The organism is Frankia sp. CpI1-P, assembly GCF_001421075.1.
In the GTDB taxonomy this organism is placed as follows: domain Bacteria; phylum Actinomycetota; class Actinomycetes; order Frankiales; family Frankiaceae; genus Frankia; species Frankia torreyi.
Genome location: NZ_LJJX01000001.1, coordinates 95,950 through 111,829 on the forward strand (window position 1 = coordinate 95,950; position 15,880 = coordinate 111,829).

General features: G+C 72.8%; 10 protein-coding genes and 13 pseudogenes. 8 read left to right on the forward strand and 15 right to left on the reverse strand.

The window, feature by feature from the left end; all coding sequences use genetic code 11:
* Positions 1 to 47: 47 nt before the first annotated feature.
* Entirely contained in the window at positions 48 to 929 is an 882-nt protein-coding gene (locus FF86_RS00445) for an NAD(P)-dependent oxidoreductase (RefSeq protein ID WP_242417973.1), read from the reverse strand.
* A 427-nt stretch (positions 930 to 1,356) separates the two neighbouring features.
* A complete protein-coding gene (locus FF86_RS37275; protein WP_044883228.1) occupies positions 1,357 to 1,551 on the reverse strand; it encodes a hypothetical protein in 195 nt (64 codons plus the stop codon).
* Between the two features lie 70 nt (positions 1,552 to 1,621).
* Here FF86_RS37275 and FF86_RS31270 point away from each other — a divergent pair, with 70 nt between their 5' ends.
* Positions 1,622 to 2,359 (forward strand): Zn-ribbon domain-containing OB-fold protein, encoded by a 738-nt coding sequence (locus tag FF86_RS31270; RefSeq protein ID WP_242417920.1) that lies wholly within the window; start codon positions 1,622 to 1,624, stop codon positions 2,357 to 2,359.
* Between the two features lie 101 nt (positions 2,360 to 2,460).
* On the opposite strand, the pseudogene FF86_RS00460 reads toward FF86_RS31270, so the two are convergent.
* A pseudogene (locus tag FF86_RS00460) lies at positions 2,461 to 3,930 on the reverse strand (MFS transporter); the annotation flags it as partial.
* Between FF86_RS00460 and FF86_RS00465 the strand changes: the two are divergent.
* On the forward strand, positions 3,929 to 4,384 hold a 456-nt coding region (locus FF86_RS00465), incomplete at its 3' end, for a MarR family winged helix-turn-helix transcriptional regulator (RefSeq protein ID WP_128423462.1). The pseudogene FF86_RS00460 and the gene FF86_RS00465 overlap by 2 nt on opposite strands.
* Positions 4,385 to 4,444: 60 nt before the next feature.
* On the opposite strand, the gene FF86_RS00470 is transcribed toward FF86_RS00465, so the two are convergent.
* The gene (locus FF86_RS00470; protein WP_044883227.1) at positions 4,445 to 5,188 is read right to left on the reverse strand and encodes an SDR family NAD(P)-dependent oxidoreductase; all 744 of its coding nucleotides are present in this window, start codon (positions 5,186 to 5,188) and stop codon (positions 4,445 to 4,447) included.
* Between the two features lie 103 nt (positions 5,189 to 5,291).
* Between FF86_RS00470 and FF86_RS00475 the strand changes: the two genes are divergently transcribed.
* A complete protein-coding gene (locus FF86_RS00475) occupies positions 5,292 to 5,858 on the forward strand; it encodes a hypothetical protein (protein WP_044883226.1) in 567 nt (188 codons plus the stop codon).
* Here the strand turns inward: FF86_RS00475 and FF86_RS37280 are convergent.
* The 5 pseudogenes from FF86_RS37280 to FF86_RS37305 all read right to left on the reverse strand — a co-directional run.
* Positions 5,848 to 6,324: pseudogene (locus FF86_RS37280) on the reverse strand (dihydrolipoyl dehydrogenase); the annotation flags it as partial. The gene FF86_RS00475 and the pseudogene FF86_RS37280 sit on opposite strands and share 11 nt — an antisense overlap.
* Before the next feature lie 33 nt (positions 6,325 to 6,357).
* Positions 6,358 to 6,801, reverse strand: a pseudogene (locus FF86_RS37290) (FAD-dependent oxidoreductase); the annotation flags it as partial.
* Between the two features lies 1 nt (position 6,802).
* A pseudogene (locus tag FF86_RS37295) lies at positions 6,803 to 7,251 on the reverse strand (FAD-dependent oxidoreductase); the annotation flags it as partial.
* A 467-nt stretch (positions 7,252 to 7,718) separates the two neighbouring features.
* Positions 7,719 to 8,000: pseudogene (locus tag FF86_RS37300) on the reverse strand (oxidoreductase); the annotation flags it as partial.
* Between the two features lies 1 nt (position 8,001).
* A pseudogene (locus FF86_RS37305) lies at positions 8,002 to 8,157 on the reverse strand (SDR family NAD(P)-dependent oxidoreductase); the annotation flags it as partial.
* 1,334 nt (positions 8,158 to 9,491) lie between these two features.
* Here FF86_RS37305 and FF86_RS37315 point away from each other — a divergent pair.
* Both FF86_RS37315 and FF86_RS37320 read left to right on the forward strand, forming a co-directional pair.
* Positions 9,492 to 10,113 (forward strand): annotated as a pseudogene (locus tag FF86_RS37315) (WS/DGAT domain-containing protein); the annotation flags it as partial.
* A gap of 1 nt (position 10,114) precedes the next feature.
* Positions 10,115 to 10,315, forward strand: a pseudogene (locus FF86_RS37320) (DUF1298 domain-containing protein); the annotation flags it as partial.
* Positions 10,316 to 10,425: 110 nt separating this feature from the next.
* Here FF86_RS37320 and FF86_RS37325 read toward each other — a convergent pair.
* The 4 pseudogenes from FF86_RS37325 to FF86_RS63875 form a co-directional block, all read right to left on the reverse strand.
* A pseudogene (locus FF86_RS37325) lies at positions 10,426 to 10,767 on the reverse strand (MFS transporter); the annotation flags it as partial.
* 1 nt (position 10,768) lies between these two features.
* Positions 10,769 to 10,947, reverse strand: a pseudogene (locus FF86_RS37330) (MFS transporter); the annotation flags it as partial.
* A 1-nt stretch (position 10,948) separates the two neighbouring features.
* Positions 10,949 to 11,614, reverse strand: a pseudogene (locus FF86_RS37335) (MFS transporter); the annotation flags it as partial.
* A 1-nt stretch (position 11,615) separates the two neighbouring features.
* A pseudogene (locus tag FF86_RS63875) lies at positions 11,616 to 11,955 on the reverse strand (MFS transporter); the annotation flags it as partial.
* Positions 11,956 to 12,299: 344 nt separating this feature from the next.
* Here FF86_RS63875 and FF86_RS00500 point away from each other — a divergent pair.
* Positions 12,300 to 12,572 (forward strand): hypothetical protein, encoded by a 273-nt coding sequence (locus FF86_RS00500; protein WP_236706036.1) that lies wholly within the window; start codon positions 12,300 to 12,302, stop codon positions 12,570 to 12,572.
* Between the two features lie 181 nt (positions 12,573 to 12,753).
* Positions 12,754 to 13,665, forward strand: a 912-nt coding sequence (locus FF86_RS00505; RefSeq protein WP_242417921.1) for a class I SAM-dependent methyltransferase, incomplete at its 3' end; no start/stop codon positions are given.
* A 163-nt stretch (positions 13,666 to 13,828) separates the two neighbouring features.
* On the opposite strand, the gene FF86_RS00510 is transcribed toward FF86_RS00505, so the two are convergent.
* Positions 13,829 to 14,713 (reverse strand): SDR family oxidoreductase, encoded by an 885-nt coding sequence (locus FF86_RS00510; RefSeq protein WP_044883220.1) that lies wholly within the window; start codon positions 14,711 to 14,713, stop codon positions 13,829 to 13,831.
* Between the two features lie 145 nt (positions 14,714 to 14,858).
* Here FF86_RS00510 and FF86_RS00515 point away from each other — a divergent pair.
* A pseudogene (locus tag FF86_RS00515) lies at positions 14,859 to 15,403 on the forward strand (TetR/AcrR family transcriptional regulator); the annotation flags it as partial.
* 56 nt (positions 15,404 to 15,459) lie between these two features.
* Here FF86_RS00515 and FF86_RS00520 read toward each other — a convergent pair.
* Positions 15,460 to 15,816, reverse strand: a complete 357-nt coding sequence (locus FF86_RS00520) for a hypothetical protein (RefSeq protein WP_044883218.1) — start codon at positions 15,814 to 15,816, stop codon at positions 15,460 to 15,462.
* Positions 15,817 to 15,880 lie beyond the last annotated feature (64 nt).

Consider the following 15,880-nt stretch of genomic DNA (forward strand, 5'->3'; position numbering starts at 1 on the left):
GTGGACGCGGCGCGGGGCGGGGGTGGGGTGGCCTGCCGGTCTCGGTCTCAGGCCCCGGGCGGATGCCCGGCGGCGGGCAGGCCGAAGGCGCGGATCACCGCGGCCGCGTCCGCCACGCCGGCGGCCTGTTCCGGGGTGAGTGCACCGAGCGGGGACCGGGCGACCCGCTCCCACACCACGGCCATCGCCTCGAACAGCTCCGGCGGCAGGCCCGCGGCGGCCTGGGTCGCGGCGATCTCGCGCATCTCGGCGACGTAGCGGTCCGCCTTGCTCGCCGACAACGCGAGCCACGATCCGAGCCCGTCGACCTGGGCGGGGAATGTCGGCCCCAGGTCGTCGAGCATCACGTCGAGCACCCCGGCCTGCTGCGCCGCCGCGGTCGCCTGCAGGAAGAGGGCGGCGAGCCCCTTGTAGACACTCGCCGTGCTCATCTTCAGCGCGCTCGCGGTGCCCACCGGACCCGCCAGGACGCGCGATTCGAGCCGGGAATGGGCCAGCGCGGCGATCTCACCGGCTCGCGGCCCGCTCAGGTACAGCCGGGTGCGGGCTCGCCCGGACGCCGCCTGGGGCGGCGGGCCGGAGATCGACCCGTCGACGAGGTCCAGGCCGCCCAGGGCCTGCCCCACCCGCGCGAGCGTGGCGGGGGAGACCGCGTTGAGGTCGGCGACCAGCGGGGTCGCTCCCGACGCGGCGGCCGACTGACGGATGGCGCCGGCCACCGCAACGGCCTCGCCCGGCGGCACCACCGACAGGACGATGTCCGCCGCCCCGACCGCCGCGTCGAGGGAGTCGACGAGGTCCAGGCCATCCGCGAGCGCGCGGGTCCGCTCCGAGCGGCCCGCCACACAGGCCACCACCCGGGCGCCGCCCTCGACGTAGCCGCGCCCCAGCGCCGAGCCCATCGCGCCGGGGCTCACGATCGCCACCATCACCACCCGGCATCTCCCTTCGCGGCGCGACCCGGACCGTGCTCCCGGCGCGATCCCGGCCGATGTCGGTGCCTGGCGCCCGGTGCCTGGCGCCCGGTGCCTGGCGCCCGGTGACGTCGGCGACGTCGGTGACCCACCGTGATCCAAGAACTGTGATCCAGGATAGGCGTTCGACCGGGTCGGCCCGCCCGTCACCGGCGCGGGTCCGTCGCGGTATGCCCGCATCCCTCCCCGACCGATTCGTACGGGGAGTCCGTGTCTGAGGCGTAGCTCCATCGGATGAACCACCATGGTGTGGTGGGCGTCGTCGGGCGCCGGCCGCCGGCAGGGGCGGTGACGCTCGTCACCGGCGGGGACGGGCCCCGACGGCGCCGGCGGTAGTCGGAGGGGATCGTGAGAACGGCGGTGCGGAGCAGATGATCAGCGGTCAACCCCACGTGCGCGTCCTTCGCCCGGTCGCCCGCCCGCCGGACCCGTCGGCGGCCGGCTCCCCGCCCGCCATCCACCCGTCCACCAGGATCCCGTCGGTCAGGGTGATCCCCTCGGCCACGCCCACGACCGCCCCGTCCCCCACGACCGCCCCGTCCCCTGCAACCGCCCCGTCCCCCACGACCTCCGACACCCGCGAGGAATCGGGAACGGAATCACCGAGCGCGGAATCACCGCCCGCAGCGGACCCGACCGGACGCCGGGTGGCGGCAGACCCCCCGGGTGCGCAGGGCGTCGCCGCTGCGGGGACCGCCGATCCTGCGGCCGGGGCGGACCTCGGCGAGGACGCGCAGACCGTGATTCTGCCGGCGGCGGCAGACAGTTCCAGGGATGCGGCGACCGGGACGGCACCGGCAGCCGCGGTGGCGGTGGCGGTGGCACCGGCGGTGGCGGACGGTGCGGGGGAGGCGGCGACCGAGCGGGCGCCGGCTGCGGCGGATCTCGCGGCGGGCGCGGAGAACATGGCGGATGGGGACACTGCGGGCGGGGACACTGCGGGCGGGGTGGACTCCGCGGCAGCGTCCGGGCCACCACCCGAGGACGACGACGGCATCGGGCCGTTGTGGGCCGCGCTGCGTGAGGACCGGTTCGTGCTGTCCCGGTGCCTGGACTGCCGAAGCTGGCTGCCACCGCGCCCGGAACGCTGCCGGCACTGCGCGGGGTCGACGGACTTCGCACCGTCGGCCGGCACCGGCGTCGTCGAGAGCTACCTCGTCATCCGCCATCCCAGCGTGCCCGCGTTCGCCGGCCGCCCGCCGTACGTCCTCGCGCTGGTCAGCCTGGACGAGGGGGTCCGGCTGCCCGGCCGGCTCGACGGGGTCGCGCCGGGGGAGGCGAGGATCGGCCAACCCGTCCGGGCGGCGTTCCACGTCCGCCCCGGCGCGGACACCCCCAGCGTCCTCTTCCGCCCGCGCCGACCGACGGGCGCCGGGGCCCGCTAGGGCGCGTCTGCAGTCGTGATCACGGGGGTTGGTGCGCGTTCCTCACATGCTGTGGGAGCAGCCGTCGGCCGGCCGTGGCGCCGGGCGGGATCGAGCCAGGNGAGGCGGGCCATCAGGGCGGTCATCACCACGACCAGGACAAGGCCGAGCCAGAACGCGGACTCGGCGGCGCGGATGTGCGCGCCGCGGTCGGGATGGATGCCCAGCCGGGAGAAGAACACCGCGCCGAGGACGGCGACACCGGTGACGCTGGCGAACTGCTGGGTGGTGGTCAGGACCCCGGCGGCGACCCCGGACCGCTCGCGGGGGACGCCGGCCAGCGGCGCGCCGACGAGCGAGGGCAGGATCAGCCCGTTGCCGGCCCCGATCCCGGCGATCCCGGCGACGAGCCAGGCGGGGGACAGGCCGCCGGGATGGGTGTGCAGGGCCACCGCCAGGGTCAGGAAGCTCAGGGCGGTCACGGCGCAGCCCGCCAGCAGCACCGCCGGGCCGAGGCGGGCGACCAGGCGGCGCCCCAGGAACGAGCTGCCGATCGCCAGCAGGCCCATCGGCGCGAACGCCAGCCCGGCCGCCAGCGGACCGAGCCCGAGTCCCGCCTGCAACAGCAGGCTCAGCACGAACAGGCAGCTGCTGAACGACGCCATGAACGCGGCGTTCACCGCGAGACCGGTGGCGAACGTCGCGGTGTGGAACAGGGCGGGATCGACGAGGGGCTGCCCGCCGCCGCGCGCCACGGACCGCTCCCAGCGCACTGCGGCCGCCATCGTGGGGACGGCGGCGGCCAGCAGCAGCCAGCCCCACACCGGCCAGCCGGTCTCGTGCCCGATCACCAGCGGCAGCAGCGCGAGCCCGAGCCCGCCGGAGATCCCTACCGCCCCGGGAACATCCAGCTCCAGCCCGGCGGCGGTCCGCCGCTCGGCGCGGGGCAGCACCCATCTCGCCACCGCGGCGACGGCGACGCCGACCGCCGCGGTGGCGAGGAAGACGGCCCGCCAACCCAGGCCGAACACGTCGGCGTCGAGCAGCAGCCCGCCGAGCACCTGCCCGCCGATCCCGCTGACCGCGCCGGCCACCCCGTACCAGGCCAACGCGCGGGAGCGCTCGGCGTCGGTGAACGACGCGGTCACCAGGGCCAGGATCTGGGGGACCATCGCCGCCGCGGTCAGGCCCTGCGCCATGCGGGCCGCCACCAGCTCGACGGGTCCCTGCGCGAGCCCGCACAGCAGTGAGGCCGCGGCGAAGCCGGTCACCCCGGCGAGGAACAGGCGGCGGTGGCCGAACAGGTCACCGAGCCGCCCGCCGGTGACGACTCCCGCCGCGTAGGTGAACACGTAGCCGCCGACGACGAGCTCGAGCGCCGCGGGTCCGGCGCCGAGCCGGCGTTGCAGGTCGGGGATGGCGACGTTCACCACGTTGGCGTCGAAGCCGTACAGGACGTAGGCGGCCAGCACCACCGGTAGCAGCAGCCGGCCGTCGGGATCTCTCTTGCAAGGCATACTGCTGGTTATACCAATCGCTGGCATCGCCAATGAATAGGGGTGCCAGCGGCCGACGGCTAGGATGGGGATCATGACGGTGTCCGACGCTCTGCTGCCCGCCGCGCTGCGTCACCGCACGAGTTTCGTGCTCGCCCGGCTCGCCGCCCTGTCCCGGATGCACTGTGCCGAGCGGTTGGCGACCCTCGGCCTCAACCAGCACCAGCACGCGATCCTGTGCTGCCTGGACGAGTTCGGCCCGGCCATCCAGCGCGACGTCGCCGCCCGTCTCGACCTCGACAGCGGCGACCTGGTGTCCTTCCTCGACCGGCTGCAGACGGCCGAGCTCATCCGCCGCGACCGCGACCCGCGCGACCGGCGCCGCCAGATCCTCACCATCACCCAGGCCGGCCAGCGCCTGCTGAACCAGGCCGAGACGCTGCTCGACGAGGCGGAGCCCGAGCTGTTCGCCGGGTTGGCCGCCGCCGAGGTCGAGCAGTTGCGCGCCCTCGCGGCCGGCGTGTTGACGCGGCACACCGCGCAGGCATGGNGGCACCAGGGTGCCCCCGCCTGACGGCGACCAGTCCTGCGCGGTCACCAGGGATAGCGGTCACCAGGGATAGGTGCCGCCGTTCTCGCTCAGGAACACCCCTGAGCCGTCCTCGTGGCGGGTGAGTACCTGTGCCGCGATGCGAGCGCCGCCTTCCTCGGCGGTGTCGTGGCCGGTGTGGCCGTTGAGGTCGGTGGCGCAGAAGCCTGGTGACAGGGCGTTGACGGTGATGCCGTCGGCGCGCAGATGCCGCGCGTAGACAAGAGTGATCGCGTTCAGCGCGGCCTTGGAGGAGTTGTAGCCGAGCAGCTGGGCGTAGCTTTCCAGCGCCGGGTCGGGGCTGGCCAGGAACGCGACCGTGCCGAGCCCGCTGGAGACGTTGCCGACGAATCCGCTGCGGGACCTGCGCAGCAGCGGGATCATGGCGTTGGTGACGGCGACGACGCCGAAGACGTTCGTGTCGTAGATCTCCCGCAACGCAGTGACGGGAAGTTCCGACGGCGGACGCCTCCGGTCACGGGTGATACCGGCGTTGTTGACCAGGACGTCCAGGTGACCGTACTCAGCGTCGATGAACGCCGCGGCCTGCGCGATCGTCGACTCGTCGGTGACGTCGAGGTGGACGAAGGTGACGTCCAGTCCGCGCTGGGCGAGGGCCGCGGCGGCCGGTCCACCGAGGCGCGGGTTGCGGGCGCCCAGCAACACGGTGTGCCCGTCGCGGGCGAACGACGTCGCCGAGGCGAAGCCGATGCCCTTGTTCGCCCCAGTGATCAGAACGACCTTCTTGGTCGTGGTCGAGGTCATGCCTGTACCGTGCCGCCTGGGAGCGGGGCCGCGGGAGAGCCTCGTCGAGGGTGGTACCGGCCATCCCATGGTGCCGATGCCGGCGGTAGGACACGCTGATTCCATGGAAAAAGTGGACCGCGGCGAGCTGGCCGCGTTCCTGCGCCATCGCCGAGCCCGGCTACAGCCCGACGACGTCGGCCTGGAAGCCGGCTACCGTCGCCGCACGCCCGGGCTGCGCCGGCAGGAGGTCGCCCAGCTCGCCGGGATGTCCGTCGAGTACTACATCCGCACCCGTCCGGGTGCCCGGCAACGTCACGACGCAACCAGCGCGGAGCAGTTCGCCCGCGAGTCCGTCGCGGATCTGCGCGCCGCCGCCGCACGCTATCCCCACGACGCGGGCATTCGCGATCTTGTGCGTCGGCTCCTCGACGCCAGCGATGACTTCGGCCGGCTGTGGAACGAACACGAGGTGCGGGTCCGGCGCTCGACGCGCAAGCGGCTGAACCATCCCGACGTCGGCTGGCTCGATCTCGACTGCGACGCGCTGCACGATCCCGAGCGAGACCAGTGGATCATCCTGTACAGCGCGGCACCCGGGACTCCCACCCACCGGGCGCTGCAACTTCTCAAGGTCATCGGAACGCAGCGGCTCGGCGCACCCGCCGAGCCACCACAGCTCAGAAGTTGATCATGTGGCCGGCGAGGCCGTGGATCGCCTCCTTGACGGACTCGCCCAGCGTCGGGTGGGCGTGCACGTTGCGGGCGAGCTCGGCGACGGAGAGATCCCAGCGCTGCGCGAGGGTCAGCTCCGGCAGCAGTTCGGTGACGTCGGGGCCGATCAGGTGCGCGCCGAGCAGCTCGCCGTACTTGGCGTCGCTGAGGATCTTCACGAAGCCGGCGGTCTCGCCGAGGCCGTGCGCCTTGCCGTTCGCCGAGAACGGGAACTTCGCGACCTGCACGTCGAAGCCCTTCTCCCGGGCCTGCGCCTCGGTGTAGCCGAAGCTGGCGACCTGCGGCTGGCAGTACGTCGCCCGCGGGATCATCACGTAGTCCAGCGGGTAGGTCTCGGCGTCGCCGATCGTCTCCGCGGCGATGATGCCCATGGCCTCGGCGGCGTGGGCGAGCATGAGCTTGGCCGTGACGTCGCCGATGGCNAAGATGTGCGGGACGTTGGTGCGGCAGTAGCNGTCGACGTCGATGGCGCCGCGCTCGGTCAGCGCCACGCCGGTGTTCTCCAGCCCGTAGCCGGTGATGTTCGGCCCGAAGCCGATCGCCTGGAGCACCTTCTCCGCCTCCAGCACCTGCGACACGCCGTCCTTGCCCGTCACGGTGACCTTGACGGTGTCACCGGAGTCGTCGATGGTGTCGACGCGGGTGGAGGTCAGCACCGTGATGCCGGCCTTCTTGTAGTGGCGGGCGAGCTCGACGGAGACCTCGGCGTCCTCCAGCGGCACCATGCGGTCGAGGAACTCGACGATCGTGACGTCGACGCCGTAGTTGCGCAGCACGTAGGCGAACTCGACGCCGATCGCCCCGGCGCCCGCGATGACGATGCTGCGCGGCAGTTCGGAGCTGAGGATCTGCTGCTCGTAGGTGACCACCCGCTCGGACAGCGAGGTGCCCGGCAGCAGNCGCGGCGTGGCACCGGCGGCGATGATGCAGTGGTCGAACGTCACCGTGCTGGTCGAGCCGTCCGCACCGGCGACGGACAGGGTGTGGTCGTCGACGAACGTGCCGCGCCCGGAGTACTCGGTGATGTTGTTCTTCTTCATCAGGAAGTGGACGCCCTTGACCCGGCCGTCCGCGACCTTCCGGCTGCGTTGGAACGCCGCCCCGTAGTTGACCGTGATCGAGCCGTCGACGGAGATGCCGAACGTCTTGGCCTCGTGGGTGAGGGTGTGCACGAGCTCGGCGTTGCGCAGCAGCGCCTTCGACGGGATGCAGCCCACGTTCAGGCAGACCCCGCCCCAGTACCGCTCCTCCACCACTGCCGTGGTCAGACCGAGCTGGGCGGCACGGATCGCGGCCACGTACCCGCCCGGACCCGCACCCAGAACCACCACGTCGAAATGTTCGCTCACAAGGGCAGCGTAACGNCCCCGGGCACACNCCCCATTCCCGCCTCACCCGGCGTTCGGTCACACCCCTCAGCGGACCCGGGCGGATCAGNCCCTGAGCAGCTTCTCGGTGATCTCGTGGAGCCGGGCCGCCTCGTCGCGGTCGAAGTACGGGGTGTCCACGTCGATGCGCCTGCCCTCCGTGAAGGCGCTCAGGCGCTCGGCCGGCGGCCGGTCCAGGCAGGGCAGGATCTGGCCGATGCTCTGTGCCACCGTCTTGCCGGTCACCTTCAGCCCGGCGACCTGCGCGGCGGTGGCCTGGTCGTACTCCCCGGAGAAGCTGGTCGACACGACGCCGGGGTGGAACAGGATGTACCTGATCCGGCTGTCCGGGTGCACGGCGGCGAACCCGGCGCCGAGCAGGTCGTTGAGCCGACCGCCGTGGCCCAGCGCCCCGGTCCCGACGTAGTGCCGGCGCAGTTGCAGGTCGNCCCACTGGATCGGGCTCGTTCCCCCCGGCCCCGCCACGTTGAGAACGATCGGTGTCGCGGCGCGTTCCAGCGACGGTGCCAGCCCGTGGCTGAGCAGGAAACGGCTCAGGTAGAACAGCGCGAAGTTGCTCTCCAGACCCTCGGGTGTCTCGGTGCGCACCGACCGGTGGTAGCGCGCACCCAGCACCAGGACGTCGACCGTGGGAAGGACCCTGGCGACCTCCTCGAACAGCCGGATGTTCTCGCCGATCAGACTCAGATCCGCCCGCACGAAGTGGGCCCNATCGCCGGCGCCGAGCTCGCGCGCGGAGTCGAGGAACCGTTCCCCCTTCTCGGCGCTCTGGCCCACGATGAGGACCGCGTCGCCACGGTGGAGGTGGACGTCCGCGAGCGCCCGGCCGATGCCGTCGGTTCCGCCCGTGATCACAATCGTCCTCATCGGGTCCTCTCTCCAGCCGCGCCCGCGGCTTTCTCAACAATTTTGGTGAATAAAAGCATATCCCGGCGACGCCCTGCAACCACGCCGGTCGCCTCGGACCCCGCAACGTCGGTGACGCGCAGGTCAGAGCCGGGACGACCCGCCAAGACCGTCGATCATGCCCTGGAGCATGTGGGTCTGGACCTGCAGCAGGACCCGCGCCGCCTGGCCCAGATCGACCGTCCCGATCTGGGCGAAGACCTCGGCCCCGCCGCGTTACCGGCACCTCTCGTCGACGCCGGGTCCGCACGGCGAGCGACCGGGCCGGCCGTGCCCCGACGATGGGCGCGCCGGGGAGCCGCACACCTCCACGAAGGCCAAATCCCTTGTCCCCGGGTGTCCCCCGATCGGCACTCCGGCAATTATCACGCGAATATCGAGGGAATTCGTGTAACCCCGGTCGCGGTAGCACCGTAGCCCATTCGTGTTGATGTCCCGGCCGGGCGTCGGTAGCGTGCCGGACCCGCCCTCACCTGCATTTCCCTTGCTGCTCGTGCCCTCCGGCGGGATCGTTCTCGCCCGTCCTGCCCATCCGTGTGGAGACGTACGACACAAGGCTGGATGGGCTGAACGGCCCGCGGATNAACAGGTACATGGGTACAGGTATCCACGACGCATCCGTGCGTCGATCTGCTAACATTATTGATCGCGTTGTCAAGGCCTGCACCCAATGCCCGGCGACGGGCTGGGGGCGCGCCTGATGACCCTCCTCGACACGGTCTCGAAGACCGGCTACAACCGGGCATTCGCCCGCCNGCTGACCGCGGGGGACCGCGCCTATCTCGCCTTCCACCGGCTCAATCCCGGTGAATACCAGGACGTCGGCGCGGTGCTGTTCCTCGACGGACCGGTGGAGCTGGCGGACCTGCGGGCGCACGTCGCCGAACGGCTGCGTGCGCCGCGGGCGCGGATGCTCACCGACCGGCTGGAGACGGTCACGGTCCGCCCGGCCGACCGCCGCTCCACGGTGCACGAGACCCACTGGGTCTGCGACCCGGAGATGAGGGTCGACGAGCGCGTCGTCGCCGTGGAGCTGCCGAGCGCGGCCGAGGTCGCCGGTCTGATCGGCGGCGACGCGATCGGTGACCGGCGCATCCGCGCCGCGATCGACGGGATCGCCAGGCGCCCCGTCGACACCAGCGCCCAGCCGTGGATGCTCTATCTGCTGTGCGAGCGCGGGAGCGCGGGCGCCGTGGTCGTCTACCGGACCAGCCACATCGCCCAGGACGGCGCGGCCCTCTACCGGTCGCTGCACCTGCTGTTCGGCGGCGAGGACGAGCCCGACCTGGGGCTGNCCGCGTCGATCCCCCGCCCGCAGGCCGGCGACTACCTGCGCTTCGTCAGCCGGGGGCTGAGCTGCCTGTCGCCGACGCGCGTTCTCGACGCCTGGGGCGGCCAGCCGGTGGGCCCGGCGCGGCATACCTGGATCACCACCGAGCTCGGGCCGATGCGGGACGTCGCCCGCCGCCACGACGCCTCGGTCAACGACGTCTACCTGGCCGCCCTGGCCGGCGCGGTGCGGGCGTGGTCGTTTCCGGAGTGGCGGGACGACTCCCGGCCCGTCCACGCGCTGATGCCCGTCAGCATCCGCATCGCCGCCGACCAGAACGTGCTGTCGAACTACACCTCGGGAGTGCGGGTCCCGCTGCCGTGTGGCGAACCGGACCCGGCCCGGCGGCTGGCCCGCATCGCCAAGGTGACCCGCCGGCTCAAGGACGGCGGGATGGGCGTGGTGGAGCATCACCACTTTCCCGCCGTGGCGGCGCGGGCCACCCCCCGCATGCTGTCCTACGCGGCGAGCTTCGGGGGGCGCACCCGGGAGCTGGCCATGGTGGCGACCAACGCCCGCACGATCCGCGGGCCGCTGGCCGTCGCGGGACGCGCCGTCACCGACCTGATCGGCACCGGGCCGCTGCTNGTCGGACGCCAGCACCTGTCCGTCGCGCTGTTCGGCCTCGGGGACCGCATCGGGATCACGTTCGCAGCCAGCGACAGTGTGCCGAACCACGAGCGTCTCGCCCAGTTGTGGCTGGCGGAGCTCACCGAGCTCCGCCGGGCGGCGCCGCCCGGCGGCGTGCGGGTACCGGTCCAGCGCGACGCGGGTCCGCGGGCCCGCTAGATCCGCCACCGGGCCGTCACGCGCCGTCCGGCCGGCGGCGCGCCTGCGAGCCCGTGGGTGAACATCGGGTAGCTGGTCAGGGGCAGCCGGATCGCGGCTGCCCCTGACCGTCAGCCGCCTTCGACGGCGGCGGCCGACCGGTCTGGGCCGGACGTGCGGGTCGGCTCGTCGGGATACGGCTCGTCGCCGTCCTCAGTAGCGGTGAGGGGGGCGGCGATGTCCTCCAGCGAACGGCCGGCCGCGTCCACGCCGAACAGCAGCTCGGCGACACCGCCGACGGCCATCACCGCCGCGCCGACGAGGAAGCCGACCATCACCGGCCCGGTGCGGCCGGTGTCGATGAGGTGGCCGAACAGCAGCGGGCCGGTGATACCGCCGACCGCGGTACCCACGGCGTAGAAGAACGCGATCGCCAGTGCCCGGGTCTCCATCGGGAAGATCTCACTGACCGTNAGGTACGCCGAGCTCGCCCCCGCCGAGGCGAAGAAGAACGTGGCCGCCACCAGCAGCAGGAACGTCCACGCGGTCAGCGCGCCGCCGTCGAACAGCACGGCGAGCAGCACGGCCAGCGCGGCGGCGGCCAGATAGGTGGACGCGATCATCGGCTTGCGCCCGACGGTGTCGAACAGCCGNCCGAGCAGCAGCGGGCCGGCGCAGTTACCCAGGGCGTAGACGACGAGGAACACCGGCACCGCCGACGAGCTGACCCCGTAGAACGTCGTCAGCATCGTGCCCAGGTCGAAGGTGAACGCGTTGTACAGGAAGGCCTGCCCGACGAACAGCGCCAGTCCCAGCACCGCGCGGCGGGGGTAGGTGCGAAACGCCGTCGAGGCGATCGTCCGCAGCGGGATGACCGTGCGCTGGCGGACGGTGATCTGCCTGTCCGGGGCGGCCAGCCGAATGCCCGTCTCGGCCTCGACGGTCTGTTCGACGTCGCCGACGATCCGTTCGGCGTCGTCGGCGTGGCCGTGGATGAACAGCCAGCGCGGGCTTTCCGGCACGTGCCGGCGCACGACGAGGATGACCAGCCCGAGCACCGCGCCGAGGCCGAAGCTGAGGCGCCAGCCGACATCGGTCGGGAAGATGCGCTCGGACAGGAAGAAAACGGTCAGTGCCGAGCCCGCCGCGGAGCCCAGCCAGTAGGAGCCGTTAATGAGCAGGTCGACCCGGCCCCGTACCCGTGCCGGGATCAGCTCGTCGACCGCCGAGTTGATGGCCGCGTATTCACCGCCGATTCCGGCGCCGGTGAAGAACCGGGTCAGGAAGAAGAACCACGGCGCCCACGAGAACGCCGTCGCCNTCGTCGCCACGATGTAGACGCCGAGGGTCAGCAGGAACAGTTTCTTCCGGCCGAAACGGTCGGTGAGCTGACCGAAGAACAATGCACCCAGGCAGCTTCCGAGCACGTAGATCGCGGCCGCGGTGCCGATGTCGGAGGCGGACAGCGAGATTCCGCTGCCCGATTCGGTGAGGCGTGAACCCACCGCGCCCACCATCGTCACCTCGAGGCCGTCGAGGATCCACACCGTCCCCAACCCGATGACGATCATCCAGTGGAACCGGGCCCAGGGAAGCCGGTCGAGTCGGGCCGGGATCGCCGTGCGGATCGTCCCCAACCCGCCGCTGTCGTTGCCGGGCATGCCACCCCCATACCTTCGCCGTTGCGGGCTCGCCGTCCGCCGCGACCGGTTCCCGCCGCGGCGGACGTCCCCACGGATGACGTTGACCTCCGGCTCTCTGCCCGCTTCCGCCGCCGATATCCCGCCCGCCGGCGGCGAAGCACCGCCGCCGTGCCGCGGCACATCGCGGGCACGACCGCGGCACGCCGACACCGGTGACGGGGCAACCGGACGCCGGCCGGACCGGCGGGGCACGTGGGGATGAGGACAGTGGATGGTCCAGTGGATCCGATGATCGCGGGGCGGCGGGTGCCGTGGCGGGCCGGGGCGGCGGCGCGCGCGGCGCGTCCTGGCCGGAGCGGGACATGACGGGCGGGGGCCGCTCGACCGCCGCGATCGTGGTGCGGATCCTCGGCCGTGCCGTCATGGCCGCGGTCACCGCCAGAGTGGTCGTGAAGATCTTCGACGCCATCGGTGGGATCTTCGACGACACCGCCGGGCGGATCGCCGTCATCGCCCTCGCCGTGGCTGCCGGGATCACCGTGCTCGCCGGCGGCGACTACGCCCGCCATCCGCAGCCCGGCGACCGCGGGCCCGCGGCGGGCGGCGAGCGGGACAGGCCGCCCGACGCGGTGTGAAGGGACCCTGGCCGGGCCGCCGGGACGTGTGGGCTGCGACGATGAGGGCCGGAACTCCGGCGTCGTCGACGCGGGGCGCCCGGCGGGGCGGGCCGCGGCCGGCGGGGGAGGGTGAGGGAGGCGGGCGATGAGGGCACGGGGCTCTGCCGCAGGACGGCCGCGGGGGAGAGGTCATCGGCCGATGGGCGGAACGGGCGGTGCCAGCCGCACGGCCGTGATGGTCTGCCAGGGACGGGCTGTCGCCCACGGGCGGCTCGCCCCGGGCCGGTTCGACGATCCGACGGCGAGGGCGTTCCTGCTTCCCGCCGAGCGGGGCATCGTCGACGAGGTGCGATCCGAGGACGCGCCGGCGGGCTGGGGGCCGCGGCTGACCTTCGAGATGGTGCGCGCCTGCGCCGAGGTGATGGCGCCGCGCACCGTCGCGATCGACGAGGCCGTCCGCCAGGCGTTACCCGCCACCGGCGAAGCCCCCGCGGGCCCAGGCGCCGGCGTCGGCGTCGGCCCTGACCCTGACGCCGGCCCCGGCCCCGACGTCGAGGTCGAGGTCGGGGCCGGCGTGCCCGTTGCCGCGGCGCAGGTCGTCATCCTGGGGGCGGGGCTGGACGGGCGGGCGTGGCGGATGGCGGAACTCGCCGCCACGCCGGTGTTCGAGGTCGACCATCCGGCGTCGCAGCGCGACAAGCGGGACCGCGCCGGCGAGCTGGCGCCGGCGGGCGCGTCGCCGCATTTCGTGCCCGTGGACTTCAGCCGGGACGACCTCGCCGCGGCGCTGGCCGCCGCCGGCCACCGCCGGTCGGTCCCGACGATCTGGATCTGGGAGGGCGTCGTGCCCTACCTCACCCGCGGCGAGGTCACCCGGACGCTGCGGATCGTCGGCGACCGCTCCGCCGCGGGCAGCCGCCTGATCGTGCACTACCACACCCCGGCACCCTCGGCGCCGCTCGGCCGGGGGGCGGCGCGCCTGCTCAGCGCCCTGTCCCGGCAGGCGAATCCGATGACCCGCGAGCCGAACCGCTCGGTGTGGACGCCGGCCGCCCTGCGCCGCGCCGTCGGCGTCCACGGCTTCGCGGTCACCCGGGACGACTCCCTGCTCNCCCTCGCGCAGGATCTCGGCACCCCGGTCCAGCACCGCCGCTCGCTGCGCAACGGCCGCATCCTCGTGGCCGACCGCGTCTCGGCACCCGCGTGAGGGCCGCAGGCCGCCCCGACCGATAATCAACAGTGTTGACGGCGTCCCGCTACCTGCGACGTGTCGATCAACGGGGGAGCACCGGGGCGAGGGCGGCCAGCGCCTCGTGGTGGGCGACCAGGAACTCGTCGAAGGTGCGGGGCGCGCGGCCGGTGAGGTCGCGCACCGCCGTGGTCGTCGGCGCCGCGGTGCCGCTGGCCAGCCCCTGCGTCAGGACGGCGACGTCCTCGGTGAACCGGGGCGGCAGCCCCTGGGCCCTCAGCGCGGCGGCCAGTTCCTCGACCGTCAGGTTCACGTAGCGCACGGTTCGCCCCAGCGCGGCGGAGAGTTTCTCGGCGATCTGCGCGTGGGTCAGGGCCTGCGGCCCGGACAGCAGGAAGGTCTCGCCGTCGCCGGGCCGGTCGGTCAGCAGCGCGGCGGCGCAGGCGGCGATGTCCGCGCAGTCGATGTAGGAGACCGCGGCGTCGCCGTACGCGCCGACCAGGTTTCCGTCGGCGGTGAAGGACCCCTGTCCGGTGATGAAGTTCTGCATGAAGCCGTTCGGCTGCAGGATCGACCAGCCCAGCCCCGACGCCTTCAGGTACTGCTCGATCTGCCAGTGGGCGCCCCCGGCGAGCCGTTCGCCCTCCTGGGCGTGCCAGACCGACACCTTCACCACCCGCTCGACGCCGGCGGCGACCGCCGCGTCGATGATCGTCTTCTGCTGGCGGACCATCGGCTGCTCCCCGTCGGCCGGCTGCGCCCCCGCGCCGTTGAGGAACAGGCGGTCGACCCCGGCCAGGGCGGCGACGATCGACGCGGGGTCGTCGAAGTCGCCGACGACGAACTCGCAGCCCAGCGCGCGGCCCTTCGCCTCGTCGCGGACCAGCGCCCGCACTGCTGCCCCGGCGCGCTGCAGCCGGCGCACGAGGGGTCGTCCGATGGAGCCGGTGGCACCGGTTACCAGGATCATCCGTGTCTCCCGAAGGTCTCGTCCGCTAATCTGAGGATGCCTCAGGAACAGTATTCCGAGGCAACCTCAGGTTTGTCGAGGACGGATGTTCGTCCGAGGATGGATGCCCATGGAGGGTGAATGACCGAGTCCGGGCGGCGGCCGNGCGCCGACGCGCGGCGCAACCGCGAGCGGCTGCTGGCCGAGGCCGACGCAGTGTTTCGCGCCCAGGGCACGAACGCCTCGCTGGAGGGCATCGCCCGCCGCGCCGGGGTCGCGATCGGCACGCTCTACGCACACTTTCCCAACCGCCGCGCGCTGCTCGGCGCGCTGCTGCACCAGCGCAACGACGCCCTGTTCGCACGCGGGGCGGATCTGCTCGACGAGCCCGGCGCCGCCGCGGCGCTCACCGCCTGGGTGCACGCCGTCATCGCGCACGCCGCTGCCTACCAGGGGCTCGCCGCCGTGCTTGCCGAGGGCGTCGACGACGAGGCCTCCGAGCTGCACCAGGCGTGCGTCGAGATGACCGACATCGGTGACCGGCTCATCGCGCGGGCGCGCGAGGCCGGCGCGCTGCGGCGCGAGGCGACGGGCGCCGACATCTTCGCCCTCATGAACGCCGCCGCCTGGGTCGCCGAGCAGATGTCCGCCGACCAGGCCGGCCGGCTCGTCGAGCTCGCCATGGCGGGACTGCTCGTCCCGTCGAGCTGACGGTGCCCGATACCGGCCGGGGGAGTGGTCAGCAGGACATCCGAGGGGCTCTGGCGTCAATCCGCTGTCGAGCGCGATTGGTCTGCAGTCGGATCGTCACGGCGTGTCTGTGAGCGCGTGTCCGTGGTCGGCGGTCTCCCCGCGCGTGCCCGCCGACGGCAGTAGCACTCGACGAGGAACGACACCAGGAACAGCCCCGCGCCGAAGAGGCCATAGGGGAAGAGGCCCCAGAAGACTGCCGCCCACACGATGAACAGGCCGCTGACCACTGTGCCGGCGCGACGCTGGAAGGTCTGCGCTGCGGTGTCACCGAACCGTCGGCGGACGGCCGCGGACCCCACGGTTGCCACCACGAGGTTGACCGTCGAGAACCCGACGATCCACTTGTAGCCACCCGGGGGCACGGTGTCCATGCCTCAGGATAGGGCGACAAGCCCGCAATCACGGGTAATCGTCGTTGCCGCTCGCGAACGGCAG

What these genes read in the sequence shown, in the direction of transcription:
- FF86_RS00510 (WP_044883220.1), bottom strand. Translation starts at nt 14,713, where the DNA reads ATGATCCTGGTAACCGGTGCCACCGGCTCCATCGGACGACCCCTCGTG.
- FF86_RS00500 (WP_236706036.1), top strand. Translation starts at nt 12,300, where the DNA reads ATGACGGGCGGGGGCCGCTCGACCGCCGCGATCGTGGTGCGGATCCTC.
- FF86_RS00445 (WP_242417973.1), bottom strand. Translation starts at nt 929, where the DNA reads ATGGTGGCGATCGTGAGCCCCGGCGCGATGGGCTCGGCGCTGGGGCGC.
- FF86_RS00470 (WP_044883227.1), bottom strand. Translation starts at nt 5,188, where the DNA reads ATGACCTCGACCACGACCAAGAAGGTCGTTCTGATCACTGGGGCGAAC.
- FF86_RS00475 (WP_044883226.1), top strand. Translation starts at nt 5,292, where the DNA reads ATGGAAAAAGTGGACCGCGGCGAGCTGGCCGCGTTCCTGCGCCATCGC.
- FF86_RS00520 (WP_044883218.1), bottom strand. Translation starts at nt 15,816, where the DNA reads ATGGACACCGTGCCCCCGGGTGGCTACAAGTGGATCGTCGGGTTCTCG.